11 protein-coding genes and 1 tRNA gene are annotated in these 16,536 nt (G+C 65.8%); 6 read left to right on the plus strand and 6 right to left on the minus strand.

What is annotated here, in order from left to right:
- Positions 1–18 precede the first annotated feature (18 nt).
- Both F0Q04_RS10195 and F0Q04_RS10200 read right to left on the minus strand, forming a co-directional pair.
- Positions 19–94: transfer RNA gene (locus F0Q04_RS10195), tRNA-Asn, on the minus strand.
- A gap of 75 nt (positions 95–169) precedes the next feature.
- Entirely contained in the window at positions 170–613 is a 444-nt protein-coding gene (locus F0Q04_RS10200; protein WP_182345331.1) for a YbaN family protein, read from the minus strand.
- A 140-nt stretch (positions 614–753) separates the two neighbouring features.
- On the opposite strand from F0Q04_RS10200, the gene def reads away from it, so the two are divergent.
- The gene (gene def / locus F0Q04_RS10205) at positions 754–1,293 is read left to right on the plus strand and encodes a peptide deformylase (RefSeq protein ID WP_116925040.1); all 540 of its coding nucleotides are present in this window, start codon (positions 754–756) and stop codon (positions 1,291–1,293) included.
- Positions 1,294–1,312: 19 nt separating this feature from the next.
- Here the strand turns inward: def and F0Q04_RS10210 are convergent, their stop codons facing one another.
- Both F0Q04_RS10210 and map read right to left on the minus strand, forming a co-directional pair.
- Positions 1,313–3,931 (minus strand): [protein-PII] uridylyltransferase, encoded by a 2,619-nt coding sequence (locus F0Q04_RS10210; RefSeq protein ID WP_116925041.1) that lies wholly within the window; start codon positions 3,929–3,931, stop codon positions 1,313–1,315.
- Between the two features lie 222 nt (positions 3,932–4,153).
- Positions 4,154–4,969 carry a type I methionyl aminopeptidase gene (gene map / locus F0Q04_RS10215; RefSeq protein WP_021024879.1) on the minus strand — a complete coding sequence of 272 codons (816 nt, stop codon included), beginning with the start codon at positions 4,967–4,969 and terminating at the stop codon, positions 4,154–4,156.
- A gap of 182 nt (positions 4,970–5,151) precedes the next feature.
- Here map and purL point away from each other — a divergent pair, with 182 nt between their 5' ends.
- Positions 5,152–9,162, plus strand: a complete 4,011-nt coding sequence (gene purL / locus F0Q04_RS10220) for a phosphoribosylformylglycinamidine synthase (RefSeq protein WP_182345332.1) — start codon at positions 5,152–5,154, stop codon at positions 9,160–9,162.
- 68 nt (positions 9,163–9,230) lie between these two features.
- Here purL and F0Q04_RS10225 read toward each other — a convergent pair whose 3' ends face one another.
- Complete coding sequence (locus tag F0Q04_RS10225; protein WP_116925044.1) at positions 9,231–9,932, minus strand: glutathione S-transferase family protein; 702 nt, start codon at positions 9,930–9,932, stop codon at positions 9,231–9,233.
- A 3-nt stretch (positions 9,933–9,935) separates the two neighbouring features.
- Positions 9,936–10,724, minus strand: a complete 789-nt coding sequence (locus F0Q04_RS10230; protein ID WP_182345333.1) for an SDR family NAD(P)-dependent oxidoreductase — start codon at positions 10,722–10,724, stop codon at positions 9,936–9,938.
- Positions 10,725–11,066: 342 nt separating this feature from the next.
- On the opposite strand from F0Q04_RS10230, the gene F0Q04_RS10235 reads away from it, so the two are divergent.
- The 4 genes from F0Q04_RS10235 to F0Q04_RS10250 all read left to right on the plus strand — a co-directional run bounded on the left by F0Q04_RS10235 (position 11,067) and on the right by F0Q04_RS10250 (position 16,466).
- Positions 11,067–11,642, plus strand: coding sequence for a sigma-70 family RNA polymerase sigma factor (locus tag F0Q04_RS10235; protein WP_182345334.1), 576 nt, complete (start codon positions 11,067–11,069; stop codon positions 11,640–11,642).
- 18 nt (positions 11,643–11,660) lie between these two features.
- On the plus strand, positions 11,661–12,461 hold the full coding sequence (locus F0Q04_RS10240) for an anti-sigma factor (RefSeq protein WP_182345335.1): 801 nt from the start codon (positions 11,661–11,663) through the stop codon (positions 12,459–12,461).
- A gap of 219 nt (positions 12,462–12,680) precedes the next feature.
- Positions 12,681–13,994, plus strand: coding sequence for a sigma-70 family RNA polymerase sigma factor (locus tag F0Q04_RS10245; protein ID WP_116925047.1), 1,314 nt, complete (start codon positions 12,681–12,683; stop codon positions 13,992–13,994).
- Between the two features lie 126 nt (positions 13,995–14,120).
- A complete protein-coding gene (locus tag F0Q04_RS10250; RefSeq protein ID WP_232539576.1) occupies positions 14,121–16,466 on the plus strand; it encodes a TonB-dependent receptor in 2,346 nt (781 codons plus the stop codon).
- Positions 16,467–16,536 lie beyond the last annotated feature (70 nt).

Below are 16,536 nucleotides of genomic sequence, written 5' to 3' on the forward strand. Positions count from 1 at the left end.
CAAAGCCGAAAAATTCCTTGGCTCCTCAACCTGGGCTCGAACCAGGGACCTACGGATTAACAGTCCGGCGCTCTACCAACTGAGCTATTGAGGAACAAGACTGCGATTATAGAACGAATTTTTGACCTGAAAAACGGACGAGGTCATTTTTTGCCGCGCAGGGCTGGGCTCATTGCGGTGCCGGGGGCTCGGGCCGGCACCACAGCCAGGCCAGCACGCAGGCCATGCAGCCAATCGACAGCAGCTTGGCCCAGCCGGGCGCTGGCACCAGCAGCATGATGACTGCGCACAGCGCCATCGTGATGCTGGCGCTCCACTTGGCCTTGCGGCTGACAAAACCGCCCGCCGCCCAGTTGCGCAGCATGCCGCCAAACAGCCGGTGGTGCCACAGCCAGGCATGCAGGCGCGACGAGCTGCGCGCCGCGCAGGCCCCGGCCATCAGCACAAAGACCGTGGTCGGCAGCCCCGGCACAAAAATGCCGACGATGCCCATCGCCAGGCAGGCCACAGCCGCCAACAGCAGCAGCCAGCGCAAGACCGGACTGCGGATGGGGCAGTAAGCCGGTGTCTGCACGTCTTGCAGCGCGGTGGAAGAGGCTCCGGGCTCGTTCATGGTCCAGCATTGTGCATCGCGCCGCATAACAGTGTCTTGATGCTGGGCAAGGGTGGTGGGCATCTTGCTGCGCTGCTGCGCCGGTGCTTTGGGTGGCAAAAGGCGCCAGACGGGCTTGCGCGCTGCGCTACCATGCCGGCATGGCGATCTATCCAATCTTGAAAATGGGCGATGCCCGTTTGCTGCGCACCGCGCAGCCCGTGACCGAATTTGACACCGATGCGCTGCACCAGCTCGTGCAGGACCTGCTTGACACCATGCGCGACGCCAACGGCGCGGGCCTGGCTGCGCCGCAGATCGGGGTGGATCTGCAGGTGGTGTTCTTTGGCTCGCCCGAGCGCAACCCGCGCTACCCGGACCGCCCGCTGGTGCCGCCCACGGTGCTGATCAACCCGGTGATCACGCCCTTGTCGGACGAGGAAGAAGACGACTGGGAGGGGTGCCTGTCGGTGCCGGGGCTGCGCGGCATGGTGCCGCGCTGGCGCAAGATCCGCTACACCGGCTTTGACCAGTATGGCGACCCGATTGACCGCGAGGCCGAAGGCTTCCATGCCCGCGTTGTGCAGCATGAATGCGACCACCTCTGGGGCAAGCTCTACCCGATGCGGGTGCGCGATTTCAGCCAGTTCGGTTTTACCGAGATTTTGTTTCCCGGCATCAGCGCGGCCGAGGACGACTGAGCCGGGTTCGCCTTAACGGTCAACCGGCCGCGCCGCTGCCCGTCGCGGCCAGTGCCCAGAGCAGCTCGGTCTCGATCGCGATCTGGCTCACATTGTTCTGCAGCTCCGGGCCCTGCAGCAAAAAGCTGTCTTCCACGCGCTCGCCCAAGGTGCTGATCTTGGCCAGCTCGACACTCAGCTGGTGGCGGGCCAGGATGCGTGCCACGGTGTAGAGCAGGCCTGCGCGGTCTGCCGCCGAGATGGACAGCAGCCAGCGCTGGCCTTTGTCATCGGGGCGCAGCAGCACGCGCGGCGCCACCGGAAAGCTCTTGACCCGGCGCGAGACGCGGCGCTGCGCGGGCTCGGGCAGCGGCTGGGCGGCCACCAGCACGCGCGTGAGCTCGCTCTCGACCAGGTTGATCAGCTCGCGGTAGCTTTGCGGTGCATCGGTCGCCACCACCTGGAAGGTATCGAGCGCATAGCGGTTAAGGGCGGTGTGCACGCGCGCGTCCAGAATCGAAAAGCCCGCCTGGTCAAAATAGCTGCAGATGCGGGCAAACAGATCGGGCTGGTCGGGCGCATATACCATCACCTGCAGGCCTTCGCCGGCCAGCGACTGGCGCGCGCGCACCAAGGTGGCCTTGCTGCCCACGGCGCGTGACAGGTGGCGCGTGTGCCAGGCGATATCGGCGGCCTCGTGGCGCAGAAAATAATCGAGGCCCAGCGTATCCCACAGCGCTTTTTGCGATTCATGGGGCTGGGCCGACAGCGCCAGCAGCACCAGCGCTTCGCGCTTGCGGATTTCCACCTGCGCGGCCACATCGGGTGCCCGCCCGCCCAGCACACGCAGCGTCGAGCGGTACAGGTCTTCGAGCAGCTTGCCTTTCCAGGCATTCCAGACCTTGGGGCTGGTGCCGCGGATATCGGCGACGGTGAGCAGGTAGAGGGCGGTGAGCCGGCGCTCATTGCCCATGCGCTGGGCAAAGGCGGTGATCACCTCGGGGTCGGACGTATCCTGCTTTTGCGCGACCTGGCTCATCGTCAGGTGCTCGCGCACCAGAAACTCGACCAGCTGCCGGTCTTCCTTGGCAATCTGGTGATCGCGGCAAAAACGCTTGACTTCCAGCGCACCGATCTCCGAATGGTCACCACCCCGGCCCTTACCGATGTCGTGGAACAGGGCGGCCAGGTACAGAATCCAGGGCTTGTCCCAGCCAGCGGCCAGCTGGGAGCAGAACGGGTACTCATGCGCATGCTCGGCCATGAAAAAGCGCCGCACATTGCGCAGCACCATCAGGATGTGCTGGTCCACCGTGTAGACATGGAACAGGTCGTGCTGCATCTGGCCCACGATGCGGCGGAACGGCCAGAGGTAGCGGCCCAGCACCGAGGTCTGGTTGAGCAGCCGCATCGCATGGGTGATGCCATGGGGCTGCTGCAGAATCTGCATGAAGGTGGCGCGGTTGACCGGGTCACGACGGAACTGGGCATCCATCAGCTGGCGCGCATGGTAGAGCGCGCGGAAGGTACGGGCCGACAGGTCCTTCAAGCCCGGCTCGGTCTCGTAGAGCAAGAAGGTGCGCAAGATCGCATGCGGGTTGCGCTGGTAGACCTCGTCGTCGGCCACCTCAATGAGGCCGGCCTTGTCGTAGAACTCGTCATCGATGCGGCGCAAGGTGTGGTTGCCCGGGTGCAGGCGCTCGTCCATGTTCAGCATCAGGATCTGCGTGAGCTGGGCCACCGCCTTGGCAGCCCAGTAGTAGCGCTTCATCAGCTCCTCGCTGGCGCGCTTGGGAAAGCGCTGGCCAGCTGGCGTGATGGTCTTGAAGCCAAAGGACTCGGCCACCGGCGTTTGCAGGTCGAACACCAGCCGGTCCTCACGGCGCCGGGCCACAATGTGCAGCCGCGCGCGGATGAGGCAGATCAGGTCCTCGTTGCGCTGCAGGTTGCGCACCTCGTAGACGGTGGCCAGCCCCTTGTCGGCCAGCTCCTTCCAGCGGCTGCCCAGGCCGGTAGCGCGGCCCAGCCACAGAATCAGCTGCAGATCGCGCAGGCCGCCGGGCGATTCCTTGCAGTTGGGCTCGAGCGCATAGACGGTGTTCTCGTACTTGTTGTGGCGCTGCTGCATCTCCAGCACCTTGGCCACGACAAAGGCATCGGGCTTGATGGACTGGGCCAGCGCGGCCTGGAACAGGTGGTAGAGGCGGGGCGAGCCAATGATGCGGCGCGACTCCAGCAGCGCCGTCTGCACCGTCACATCGGCCTGGGCTTCGCTGATGCACTGGCTGATGGTGCGCACGCTCGACCCTATCTCCAGCCCGGCATCCCAGCACGAGCCGATGAACTGCTCGATCGCGGTGCGCAATTCAATGTCCTGCTCCGGATCGGTGCCTTCGGGCAGCAGCAGCAGCACATCGATATCGGAATAGGGAAACAGCTTGCCCCGGCCAAAGCCGCCCACCCCCACCAGGTTCAGGCGCCCGGGCAGGCCAGCCAGGTGCCAGAGATCGCGCAGCAGCCCATCGGCCAGCTGCGAGAGCTTGCGCAGCTGGGTCTGTATGCCCCGGGTGCTGCTGCCCCCGGCCATGATGTCATCAAACAGGGCGCTGCGTTGCGCCTGGTACTGCTCGCGCAGCTGCGGAATGCGAGGATCGTTCATGGTGCCTAACTATGCTGTCGTTGGCAGTGTGCCATAGCAATCAACAGCAGCTGCGAGTAAGCACATTCCATGCCACTACGCACCAAATGGGGGCATGGCGGAGGCGGGACTGCCAGAAACGACCAAGGCGGCATGCTGGTTGCAATGCCGCCTTGGTGTGGGCAGGTGCCGGGCAGGCCCGGCACGCGCGCAGCGATTTATTCGTGCCGGATCAGCACCCGATCAGCACTTGGTGCTGGTCACAAAGCTGGGCGGCGTGGGCGAGCCCTCCGACCAGGTCAGCACTTCATAGCCGGTGTCGGTCACCAGCACTTCGACTTCCCACTGGGCCGAGAGGCTGTGGTCCTTGGTGATGACGGTCCAGCCGTCATTGCCCAGGTCCTTGATGTCCTTCTTGCCCAGGTTGAGCATGGGCTCGATCGTGAAGATCATGCCGGTCTTGAGCTCGACGCCGGTGCCCGGGCGGCCGTAATGCAGCACCTGGGGCTCGTCGTGGAACACCTTGCCGATGCCGTGGCCGCAATACTCGCGCACGACCGACAGGCCCTGGCCTTCGGCAAACTTCTGGATCGCATGGCCGATATCGCCCAGGTGGGCGCCATTCTTGACCTGCACGATGCCATGCCACATGGCTTCAAAGGTCAGCTGGCACAGGCGCTTGCCCGCAATCGTGCCTTCGCCGATCACGAACATGCGGCTGTTGTCACCAAAATAGCCTTCGGGCGTGATGATGGTCACGTCCACATTGACGATGTCGCCCTTCTTGAGCGGTTTGTCATTGGGGATGCCGTGGCAGACCACATGGTTGACCGACGTGCAGACATAGGCCGGGTAGGGCGTCATGCCTGGCGGCTGGTAGCCCAGGCAGGCCGATTTGGTGCCTTGCTTTTCCATCGCCTCGGCGCACAGCAGATCGATTTGCTTGGTGGTGATACCCGGTTGGATGTGGGGGGTGATGTAGTCCAAGACCTCCGAGGCCAGGCGGCCTGCGATGCGCATCTGCGCAATATCGTCTTCGGTATTGATTTTGATCGTCATAGCCCACGATTATCCCACTGCTGCCATTGGCCTGTTTTCCATGCGGCTACGTGTCCTGGCGCGGCACAGTAGAATCCCGGGTTATCCCGCCCTTGTCATGGTGCTGCCACGGTCCGCCCGTAGCAGTGGGCAAGGCGCATGCGTGCTTTCTTCCCATCCTCCTAGTCCACATAGGCTGCCACGTGACACTGCACCTGACTCAGCTACCAGGCGGTAACGCCCTCAGCTCCTTCCGCGCCCAACAACTGCAGACCGCATTGACGGCGATCCATCCAAAGATAACGGGCATTGCTGCCCGTTTTGTGCATCTGGTGGCCACCGAGCAGCCCCTGGCGGGTGCCCAGGCCGAGCGCGTAGCGGCCCTGCTGACCTATGGCGACCCCTATGAAGGCGGCAGCGATGGCCTGGCCTTCATCGTCACCCCGCGCATGGGCACCATCTCGCCCTGGGCTTCCAAGGCCACCGACATTGCCCGCAACTGCGGCCTGGCGCTGTTCCGCATCGAGCGCCTGACCGAGTACCGGATCGAGCTCAAGGCCGGCCTGCTGGGTGGCAAGCCCGAGCTGAGCGCCGAGCAGACCGCGCAGATCGCCGCACTGCTGCACGACCGCATGACCGAGTCGGTCTTCGCCACCCGCGCCGAAGCCGAGCAGCTGTTCTCCGCACTGCAAGCCCAGCCGATGGAGTTTGTCGATGTGCTGGGCGGCGGCCGCAGCGCGCTGGAAAAAGCCAACAAGCAATGGGGCCTGGCGCTGGCCGACGACGAGATCGAGTACCTGGAAAACGCCTTCAAGGGCCTGGCGCGCAACCCCAGCGATGTCGAGCTGATGATGTTTGCCCAGGCGAACTCCGAGCACTGCCGCCACAAGATCTTCAACGCCAAGTTCACCATCGATGGCGTGGCGCAGGACAAGAGCCTGTTTGGCATGATCCGCCACACCGAGGCGGTATCGCCCCAACACACCGTCGTTGCCTATTCGGACAATGCCTCCATCATGGAAGGCCACCAGGTCGAGCGCTTTGTCGCGCCGTTCAACACCCAGGCCGATGCCGTGACTGCGCCCAGCTACCAAAAGCACAGCGCCACCAGCCATGTGCTGATGAAGGTCGAGACCCACAACCACCCCACAGCCATCTCGCCTTTCCCCGGCGCCTCCACCGGCGCGGGCGGTGAGATCCGTGACGAAGGCGCGACCGGCCGGGGCTCCAAGCCCAAGGCGGGCCTCACCGGTTTCACCGTCTCCAAGCTCTGGGGCAGCGAGGTCGGCAAGCCCGAGCACATCGCCAGCCCGCTGCAGATCATGATCGAAGGCCCGCTGGGCGGCGCCGCGTTCAACAACGAATTCGGCCGCCCCAACCTGACCGGCTACTTCCGCGAGTACGAGCAGCAAGTCGGTGACATCACCCGTGGCTACCACAAGCCCATCATGATCGCCGGTGGCCTGGGCGTGATCGATGCCGAGCAGACCCAGAAGATCCTCTTCCCGGCTGGCACCTTGCTGATCCAGCTGGGCGGCCCGGGCATGCGCATCGGCATGGGCGGGGGTGCTGCCAGCTCCATGGCCAGCGGCACCAACGCGGCCGAGCTGGACTTTGACTCGGTGCAGCGCGGCAACCCCGAGATCGAGCGCCGTGCGCAAGAGGTCATCAACCACTGCTGGCAGCAGGGCGCGGCCAACCCCATCCTGGCGATCCACGACGTGGGCGCCGGTGGCCTGTCCAACGCTTTTCCCGAGCTGACCAATGACGCCGGCCGTGGCGCCCGCTTTGACCTGCGCAAGGTCAACCTCGAAGAATCGGGCCTGGCTCCGAAGGAAATCTGGTCCAACGAAAGCCAGGAGCGCTATGTGATGGCGATTGCGCCCGAGTCGCTGGCGCAGTTCACGGCGTTTTGCGAGCGCGAGCGCTGCCCGTTTGCCGTCATCGGCACGGCCACCGAAGAGCGCCAGCTGGTGCTCGAAGACCCGGCTGCGACCGCGGACGACCAGAAATTCCCGGTCGATATGCCGATGGACGTGCTGCTGGGCAAGCCGCCCAAGATGCACAAGGATGTGCAGACTGTGGCACGCAGCCTGCCGGCCATCGACCTGACCGGCGTGCCGCTGGAAAAGGCCGTGATCGACGTGCTGGCCCACCCCACGGTAGCCTCCAAGCGCTTCCTGGTCACCATTGGTGACCGCGCCGTCGGCGGCCTGACCCACCGCGACCAGATGGTCGGCCCTTGGCAGGTGCCGGTGGCCGACGTGGCCGTGACCCTGGCCGATTTCCAGGGCTTCAAGGGCGAAGCGATGGCGATGGGCGAGCGCACGCCGCTGGCAGCGATCAATGCTCCCGCCTCGGGCCGCATGGCGGTGGCCGAGGCCATCACCAATATGCTGGCAGCGCCCATTGCGCTGTCCAAGGTCAAGATGTCGGCCAACTGGATGGCCGCCTGCGGCGAGCCCGGGGAAGACGCCGACCTGTACGCCACCGTCAAGGCCGTGGGCATGGAGCTGTGCCCGCAGCTGAACATCTCCATCCCCGTGGGCAAGGACAGCCTGTCGATGCGCACGCAGTGGAGCGAGGGCGGCCAGACCAAGAAGGTCACCTCGCCCGTCAGCCTGATCATCACCGGCTTTGCCTCCATCGATGATGTGCGCAGCACCTTGACGCCCCAGCTGGACGCCAACGAGCCCGACACCACCTTGGTGCTGGTTGATCTGTCGCGCGGCAAGATGCGCATGGGTGGCTCGATCCTGGGCCAGGTGCTGGGCCAAAGCGGCAATGAAACGCCGGACCTGGACGAGGCCAAGGACCTGATTGCACTCGTTGACGCCGTCAACGCGCTGCGCGCCCAGGGCAAGATCCTGGCCTACCACGACAAGGGCGACGGCGGCCTGCTGGCCACCGTGGCCGAAATGGCCTTTGCCGGCCATGTCGGCGTGGCACTGAATGTGGACATGCTGATCACCGAAGGCGATGGCATCTCCGACAGCCGCATGGACAGCGGCGAAGGCAAGAACTGGGGCGCCCAGGTATCGGGCCGCCGCGAAGACCTGACTTTGCGCGCGCTGTTCAACGAAGAGCTGGGCGTGGTGCTGCAGGTCAAGACCAGCGACAGCGCCGAGGTGCTGCAGACGCTGCGCGAGCACGGCCTGTCCACCTGCAGCCACATCGTGGGCAAGACGCGTCCGGCCTCGTCCAGCATGGACATGGGCAAGGGCGAGCTGCAGGTCTGGCGCGATGCCAAGAAGGTGTTTGGCGCCAGCCTGAGCGATCTGCACCAGGTCTGGGATGCCGTGAGCTGGAAGATTGCCCAGCAGCGCGACAACCCCGCTTGTGCCGACAGCGAGCACGCTTCGGTAGGTGTGCCGTCTGACCCGGGCATGCATGTGCACCTGACCTTCGACCCGCAAGAGGTGGTGGCAGCCCCGTATGTGAACGTGGCAGCCAAGCCCCGCGTGGCGGTGCTGCGCGAGCAGGGCGTTAACTCCCACGTGGAGATGGCCTACGCCTTTGGCGAAGCCGGCTTTGAAGCGGTGGACGTGCACATGACCGACCTGCAGACGGGCCGTGCCCAGCTGCGTGACTTTGCCGGTATCGTCGCCTGCGGCGGCTTCAGCTATGGTGACACCCTGGGCGCCGGCATTGGCTGGGCCCGCTCCATCACCTTCAACGAGCCGCTGTCCGAGCAGTTCCAGGCCTTCTTCAGCCGCAAGGACACGTTCGGCCTGGGCGTCTGCAATGGCTGCCAGATGTTTGCCGAACTGGCCGATATCATCCCCGGTGCGCAAGACTGGCCACGCTTTACGCAAAACCAGAGCAACCGCTTCGAGGCGCGCCTGTCGATGGTCGAAGTGCTGGACTCGCCCAGCCTGTTCCTGCAAGGCATGGCTGGCTCGCGCCTGCCGATCGCCGTGGCCCATGGCGAAGGCTATGCCAACTTCCGCTTCCGTGGCAACGCCGATGCGGTGATCGCCGCGATGCGCTATGTGGACAACCACGGCCAGGCGACCGAGCAGTACCCGTTCAACCCGAACGGCTCGGCCGGCGGCCTGACCGCTGTGACCACCGCCGATGGCCGCTTTACCGCGATGATGCCGCACCCCGAGCGCGTGTTCCGCAACGTGCAGATGAGCTGGACCGACGGCGACCGTTCGGCCCACAGCCCCTGGATGCGCGTCTGGCGCAATGCCCGCCACTGGCTGGGCTGATCTGCGCAACGCCCATGACGAAGGCCCTGCACTGCAGGGCCTTTTTTCATGCGCCGCGGTTCAGTGGCTCAGAGCTTCATCACCACCGGGCCGCCCTTGGCAATGGCGCGCTGGTAGGCTTCGCGGGCCTGCATGCGCTGGCGGTAGGCATGCAGATGCGGCCAGTCGGCGGCATTGGCGCAGCGCGCCAGCGCGGCCTCGACGGCAAAGCCCATCTGAAAATCGGCCATCGTCAGGTGATCGCCGGCAAACCAGGGCTGGTGAGCCAAGTGGTGGTTCATATAGGCCATCGCCGCCTCCATGTGCGGCGCGATCAGCTGCTTGTGCACCTGCTGGCGCAGGCCGCGCAGCACCGGGCGCACGACGGGGCGCAGCAGCAGCGGCAAGCGCTTGGCCGCGATGCTGTCAAACACCAGCTGCAGCAGCAGCCAGTTCATCAGCGAGCCCTCGGCAAAATGCATCCAGTAGCGGCACTGCAGGTGCTCGGGGCTGCTGCGCGGCGGATCGAGGTGGGCCATGTCGGGCGGCGCCCAGGCGCCATAGCGCTCGGCCAGGTACTCGATGATGGCGCCGGATTCTGCAATCACCAGGCCCCGGTCGCAGAGGATGGGTGAGAGGCCCAGCGGGTGGATGCGCTTGAGCGCCGGCGGCGCTAGGCGCGTCTTGGCATCGCGCGGGTAGGTCTCCAGCGCATAGGGCAGGTTCAGCTCTTCGAGCAGCCACAGCACGCGCTGCGAGCGTGAGGTTTCCAGGTGGTGAAGGGTCAGCATGCTTCAGTTTCCTTGCATGCGGCGCACCCAGGCCACCAGACCGGATGCCGTCGATTTGTAGCCGGGGCGCCAGCTCAGCCGGGAGCGCCAGGGCACGCCCAGCAGAAAGTGGCCCCGGGCCCAGCCCTTAAGCATCGCGCTGGCCGCCTGCTCTGGCTGCGGCCAGACTGGCAGGCTGGCGGGGTGAGGCTCGGTGAAGAAGGCATCGCTCAGGCCGGGCTTGAGCACGGCCAGGCTGACGCCTACGCCCTGAGGCACCAGCTCGAGTTGCAAGGTCTCGGCCAGGTTGATGAGTGCCGCCTGGCTGGGCCCATAGGCCAGGTTGCCCGGCAGACCCCGCAGGCCGGCCACACTGGCCACCAGGCTCAGATGCGGTTGGCGCCCGGCGCGCGCCGCTGCCAGCAGGTGGGGCGTGACGGCCGCGATCAAATGCAAGGCCCCGGTCAGATTGACCTCGCGGTGCTGCAGCAAGCTGTTGAGGTCCAGGTCATCGGCCCGCATGGTCTGCCGCTCGCCTGCGCAGTAGCAGACCAGGTCCAGCGGCCCGTCCTCCAGCAGCTGCTGCACGGCGCTGACGACCGCATCGCGGTCCGTGACATCCAGCGGCAGCGGCAGACAGCCCGGGTGCTGCTCGGCGAAGCTGTCCAACACCTCCTGCCGGCGCGCGGACACGATCACGCGCGCGCCTGTGGCATGCAGCTGCTCGGCCAGCGCCAGACCGATGCCCGAGCTGGCGCCCACCAGCCAGACACGCAAGCCGTACCAGCGCGCAATGGGGGTGTTCAGTGGCATGGCTGCCTCCTGGCGCTGGCGCATGGGCACGATGGCTGGTAGGCGATGGTGGTGGTGGCGGTTGTCATAGGGTGTTCCGGTTGTCCGACCCTGTCTGGGCAAGGTCTACGCTTAGCACTACGCACCAGCAAGAGATTTGGATTCAATGCGCCGATTATTTTTTTGCATCGTTTTTTGCATCCAATGGAGGGCTTGCTGCGTATAGCGGCCAGATGCATGAAAGTTTTGGACGTGAGCGACCGCTGACCGCTAAGAGATTGGAGGGTTTGCCCGAGGCGCTTGCTGCTTGGCAGTAATACAACGGATACACCGGCTGCGCAGGCTTGGCTCCACAATGCTGGCATGCGCACACCTACCACTGACACTGAACTGATGCTTTTGTTAGACCGCATAGCCGCCCGCGAGGACAAGGCGCTCCGGCTTTTGTACGACGAGACCGCGTCCCGGCTGTATGGCCTGGCGCTGCGCATTCTGGGCAACCAAGCCTGGGCCGAGGATGTGCTGCAGGACAGTTTTGTCGCCATCTGGCGTAACGCGGGCAGTTACCGCGATTCGCTCAGCCCACCGCTGGCCTGGATGGGGATGCTCGTGCGCAGCAGGGCACTGGATTTTCTGCGCCGGCGCAAGGCCGAGCGGCTGGACCAGCATGCGCTGGTCGATGACATGGATGACTTGCCGCAGGGCGACGATGCACAAGGCCCCATGCAATCGGTGGAAGCCAGCGAGCAGGCGACGGTGTTGCACCAATGCATGGAGCGGCTGCAGCAGGCCCAGCGCCAGGTGGTGAGCCTGGCCTATTTGCGAGATTTGAGCCACAGCGAGCTGGCCAGCCACTTCCAGCTGCCGCTGGGCACCGTTAAAACCTGGATGCGCCGCAGTCTGGAGCAGCTGCGCAAGTGCATGGCCCGCCACGTGTAGGCGCAAAGGAGTGCTCTGATGAATCTGGTACAACACCCTGAACTGCTCGACCGGCTCGCTGCGGCCTATGCGCTGGGCACCTTGCGCGCCGGCGCCCGCCGCCGCTTTGAGCAGATGGCCCGCGCCCACCCGCAGGTGCGCTCGGCCGCCATGCTGTGGCAGGGCCGCTGGTCGGCGCTGTCCGAGCTGCAGTCGCCCGTGCAACCCGATGCCGCCGTCTGGACCCGCATCCAGAACCTGGTCGATGCCGACCAGGCTGGAATAGCGCTGGAGCGGCAGCGCGCTGCTGCCAACGCCCGCAGCCCCAAGGCGCTGGCCTGGTGGCGCTCGCTGGCGCTGACTGGCGCCGTGGCCACCGTCGCTGCCATCGGCATTGGCCTCTATGCGCAGCAAAATCTGCAACGCAGCGCAGGCCAGCAGGTGGCTGCCTTGCAGACCGAGCTGCAAAAGACCCAGACCGCGTTGCAGGCCGCCCCCCAGGTGCAGTATGTCGCGGTGCTGGCCGATGGCAAGGCGCAGGCCTCCATGCTGGTGACCTTTGATGCCCGCCAGGGCCAGTTGGTGCTGCAGCGCGTGGGCGGTTACCAGGAGGCCGCCGACCGGTCGCTGCAGCTGTGGGCCTTGCCCGCGCAGGGCGCGCCGCAGTCGCTGGGCGTCATGGGCGAGGGGCGCCTGGCGCAACTGCAGGCACAGCTGGCCCAGGTGCAGGCCGTCCCTGCGCTGGCCGTCAGCTTGGAGCCCAAGGGCGGCGTGCCCAGCGAGACGGGTCCGACCGGGCCGGTGCTGTTCAGCGGGGCTTTGATCAAGCGCGATTTGTAAGCTGATTTTCCCGCTCCCACGCCCTGAACCTGGCGGTACAGGGCGTTTTTATGGCGTGTTCCATCGCGGGAAATGCTTGCGCTGGCAGCAGTAACCGCCTCCACGGGCGGGCGATTTAACACCCTGTTTTCAAAGAGAATTTATATAACAAATGAGATCTATTCTCATTCGTAATATACTAGCGCGCCTTGTCCTCTTTACTGCTCGCCCGTCCCCGCCATGTCCGCCCTCCCGTTGGAAGCCTTTCGCGATAGCTATCGCGAGCTGATCGCCTTTGTGGCACGCCGTACCGGCAGCCGCCAATCGGCGCAGGACATCGTGCATGACGCCTGGCTGCGCGTGGTGGAAGCGGGGCCCATGGCGCAAAGCCAGCACCCGGCGCCACGCGCCTATCTGTACACGGTGGCCGAGCATCTGGTGATCGACCACCTGCGCCGGGCCGCGCGCAGCTCCGAGCGCTTTGACAGCAGCTTCCATGACAGCAGCGCCGGTGTGCAGGCGCTGGGCCAGGATGTGGCCGAGGCCAGCCTGCAGCGCGAGGCGCTGGTGGCGGTCGATGCCGCCATTGCCGCCTTGCCAGAGCGCTGCCGCCGCATGTTCCTGGCCGACCGGCTCGATGGCGAATCGCAGGCGGCGATTGCCGCTGCGCATGGCGTCTCGGTCAAGACAGTGGAGCGAGAGATCATGCGCGCCATGGATGCGATTGAAGCGGCCCTGCACGAATGGCGCGGCGATGGCGTCGTGCAGGCGCTGCCACGCAAGGGCCGGCGCCGCGCGCTGTCTGCCTTGCTCGGTGTGGCAGGCCTGGGCGCCAGCGGCAGCCTGGCCTGGCGCTTGTACCAAAGCCAGGTGGTGACCTGGCAGATCCAGCTGGGCACCGCTACCGGCCGCCAGCTGAACCAGGCCCTGCCCGATGGCAGCAGCATTGCGCTGGATGCGCAGACCCGCCTGGATGTGCGTTACTACGGCAGCCGCCGCTATGTGCAAATGCACCATGGCGCGGCCTTCTTCAGCGTGGCGCGCAATGCCGATGCGCCTTTTATCGTCGATGCCGGCCCGGCCCGCATCACCGTGCTGGGCACCCGGTTTGAAGTGGCCCTCGATAACCAGGGTGGGCTGCGTGTAGCCGTGGAAGAGGGCCGGGTGCGCGTGCAAGAGCGCGGCAGCGATGGCGATCTGGCCGATGCCGGCGATGGCTGGGAGCTGACGGGCAGCCAGAGCCTGGACTGGCAGCCAGGCCAGTCGCCCCGGCGCGACAGCAGCGCGGAAGAGGTGGCGGCCTGGCGCAATGGCTGGCTGGATTTCCGCCACGAGCCGCTGGGCCTGGCGGTGCAGCGCCTGGCCCGTTACTGCCCCGTGCCTCTGCAGGTGGCGCCGGATGCAGAACACCTGACGATTTTTGGCCGGGTGCGCATTGCCGATGCCCGCGCCTGGCTGCAGCTGCTGCCGCGCAGTGTGCCGGTGGTAGTGCGCGAAGAAGGCCAGGGCGCTGCGCGCCGCATCACGATTGCACGGCGCAAGGCGCAGAGTTGAGCGATGGCGTGCATGCACTATGGGCCGCTGACCGGCCATTTAAAAATACTTGCGCTGGCGTTGAGGGAAAACTGCGTCTCGTTCGTATTACCTCTTGTGAACCACATGAGGAAAGTACCCAACGCTATGTCGCACCCCTGCAAACGCCACCTGATCGCCCTGGCCATTGCCGCCTTGGCCGGCGCGGCCTCGGCCGCTGATTTTGATATTTCCGCCCAGCCGCTCGACAGCGCGCTGGCCCAACTGGCCCGCCAGGCCGGCCTGCAATTGATGGCGCCACCGGCGCTGGTGCAAGGGCGCCCCGGCGCCGCCGTCAAGGGCAGCATGAGCGCCCAGGATGCCGTGCGCCAGCTGCTGCGCAACACCAACCTGGTGGCCCGCATCGAAGGCACGACCCTGGTCATCGACAACGGCCAGACCGCGGGTGAAGTGGCCTTGAACCCGGTGGTGGTGACGGCACCCGCCACGCGCGCCGGTGACCGCCCCGAGGCCTATGCCGGTGGCAAGCAGGCGCGCGGCAGCCGCATTGGCATGCTTGGCGACCAGGATGTGATGGATACGCCTTTCTCCACCGTGGCCTACACCGCAGAAGCGGTGGCCGACCAGCAGGCACGCACCTTGGGTGAGGTGCTGGCCAACGACGCCTCGGTGCGCCTGACCACCGCCTCGCAGGGCTTTAGCGAAGACATCCAGGTGCGCGGCTTTGGCATCAGCGGTGGCGATGTGGGCCTCAACGGCCTCTATGGCCTGACTTCGGCCAGCCGCGTGCCGGCCGAGATTCTGGAGCGTGCCGAGCTGCTCAAGGGCCCGGGCGCGATGGTTGGCGGCATGCCGCCGGGCGGCAGCATTGGCGGCGCCATCAATGTGCAGACCAAGCGCGCGGGCGATGATCCGCTCAACCGCGTGGGCCTGCAGTACCTGGGCCGCGCGCAGTTTGGCAGCAGCGTCGATATCTCGCGCCGCTTTGGCGAGAACAAGGAGTGGGGCGTGCGCGTCAATGGCGCAGCGCGCGGTGGCGAGGCCAGCATCCGTGGTGGCGACCAGAAGCTGGGCGTCGGCGCGATCGCGGTGGACTACCGGGGCAGCAACCTGCGCTGGTCGCTCGACGCCTATGCGCAGCGCGAAGAGATGGAAGATTTCCGCCCGCAGATCGGCTTCAACCCGGCGCTCACGTCCTTGCCCAAGCCACCTAATTCGCGTAGCAACTGGTTCCCCGATACCGATCTGTCGCTGGACGACAAGGTCATCGCCTCGCGCCTGGAGGTCGATCTGAACGACCAGGTCACGGCGTTTGCCGGCATCGGCTACCGCAAGGGAAAGGCCCAGCAGATCTTCCCGACCACCACCACGTCGATGAATGCGGCCGGCGACTTCACGGTGCGCAGCAGCTTCTATGACTCCTACAGCGAGACCAGCAGCGCCGATGTCGGGCTGCGTGCCAAGTTCGCGACCGCGGGCATCAAGCACTCGCTGGTGGTCAGCGCCTCCGACCTGCGCCAGGAATCCGGCAACGCCTATGTGGCCGGCCTGACCACATCGCCCTCGAACATCTACAATCCCTCGCCCTTGCCACCGGTCGAAGGCGCGCGCACCGAGCCCAACAAGGCCTCCAAGGCGCACAACTACGGCATTGCGGTGACGGACACCTTGGCCTTGGCCGATGACCGCCTGCTGCTGACGCTGGGCCTGCGCCGCCAGACGGTGGACCTGCGCAACTTCAGCACCGCCACCGGCGCGCAGACCAGCCGCTACGCCAAGAGCGCAACCACGCCGCTGGTCGGCCTGGTGGTCAAGGCCAATGACCAGGTCTCCGTCTACGGCAACTACACGGCTGGCCTCTCGCGCGGTGCCACGGCGCCCAACACGGCCGTCAATGCCGGCGAGGTGTTTCCTCCGTTCAAGTCCAAGCAGTACGAAGCGGGCGTGAAGGTGGACTGGGGCCGCTTCATGACGACGGCCAGCCTGTTCCAGATCAGCCGCCCCAACAGCATGACCGACCCGAGCACCAACATCTACAGCTTTGATGGTGAGCAGCGCAACCGGGGCCTGGAGCTGGCCGCCTATGGCGAGCTGCAGCGCGGTCTGCGCTTGATGGGGGGCCTCACCTTCAACCGCGCCAAGGTCACCAAGGCGGCGCAGTACCAGGGCAACGATGCCTACGGCGTGCCCAAGCTCAATGCCAACCTGGGTGCCGACTGGGATGTGCCCGGCGCGCAGGGCCTGTCGGTCAACGGCCGTGTGATCCGTACCGGCTCGGCCTGGGCCAGCAATGCCAACACCCTCAAGCTCTCGGGCTGGACCCGCTTTGACGTGGGCGCGCGCTACCGCACCCAGGTCAGCGGCAAGGCGGTGGTGCTGCGTGCCAATGTCGAGAACCTGACGGGCAAGAACGTCTGGTTGATCAGCGGCAACAACTACCTGACCTTGAGCGCGCCGCGTACCGTGGTGCTGTCGGCAACGGTTGATTTTTGAGAACCTGCGGGTGGTCTCCGCGCAGTGGCGTAGAGACCGTCCACCGGTTCTGGGGAGTGGGCTGCGGGAG

The sequence above is a fragment of the Comamonas koreensis genome, assembly GCF_014076495.1.
Lineage (GTDB): Bacteria > Pseudomonadota > Gammaproteobacteria > Burkholderiales > Burkholderiaceae_C > Comamonas > Comamonas squillarum.

Bases quoted from the DNA above. Each gene is read 5' to 3' on its own strand.
- F0Q04_RS10235 (WP_182345334.1), top strand. From the start codon at position 11,067: ATGCGCACACCTACCACTGACACTGAACTGATGCTTTTGTTAGACCGC.
- F0Q04_RS10200 (WP_182345331.1), bottom strand. From the start codon at position 613: ATGAACGAGCCCGGAGCCTCTTCCACCGCGCTGCAAGACGTGCAGACA.
- F0Q04_RS10210 (WP_116925041.1), bottom strand. From the start codon at position 3,931: ATGAACGATCCTCGCATTCCGCAGCTGCGCGAGCAGTACCAGGCGCAA.
- def (WP_116925040.1), top strand. From the start codon at position 754: ATGGCGATCTATCCAATCTTGAAAATGGGCGATGCCCGTTTGCTGCGC.
- F0Q04_RS10245 (WP_116925047.1), top strand. From the start codon at position 12,681: ATGTCCGCCCTCCCGTTGGAAGCCTTTCGCGATAGCTATCGCGAGCTG.
- F0Q04_RS10240 (WP_182345335.1), top strand. From the start codon at position 11,661: ATGAATCTGGTACAACACCCTGAACTGCTCGACCGGCTCGCTGCGGCC.
- map (WP_021024879.1), bottom strand. From the start codon at position 4,969: ATGACGATCAAAATCAATACCGAAGACGATATTGCGCAGATGCGCATC.
- F0Q04_RS10225 (WP_116925044.1), bottom strand. From the start codon at position 9,932: ATGCTGACCCTTCACCACCTGGAAACCTCACGCTCGCAGCGCGTGCTG.
- F0Q04_RS10250 (WP_232539576.1), top strand. From the start codon at position 14,121: ATGTCGCACCCCTGCAAACGCCACCTGATCGCCCTGGCCATTGCCGCC.
- F0Q04_RS10230 (WP_182345333.1), bottom strand. From the start codon at position 10,724: ATGCCACTGAACACCCCCATTGCGCGCTGGTACGGCTTGCGTGTCTGG.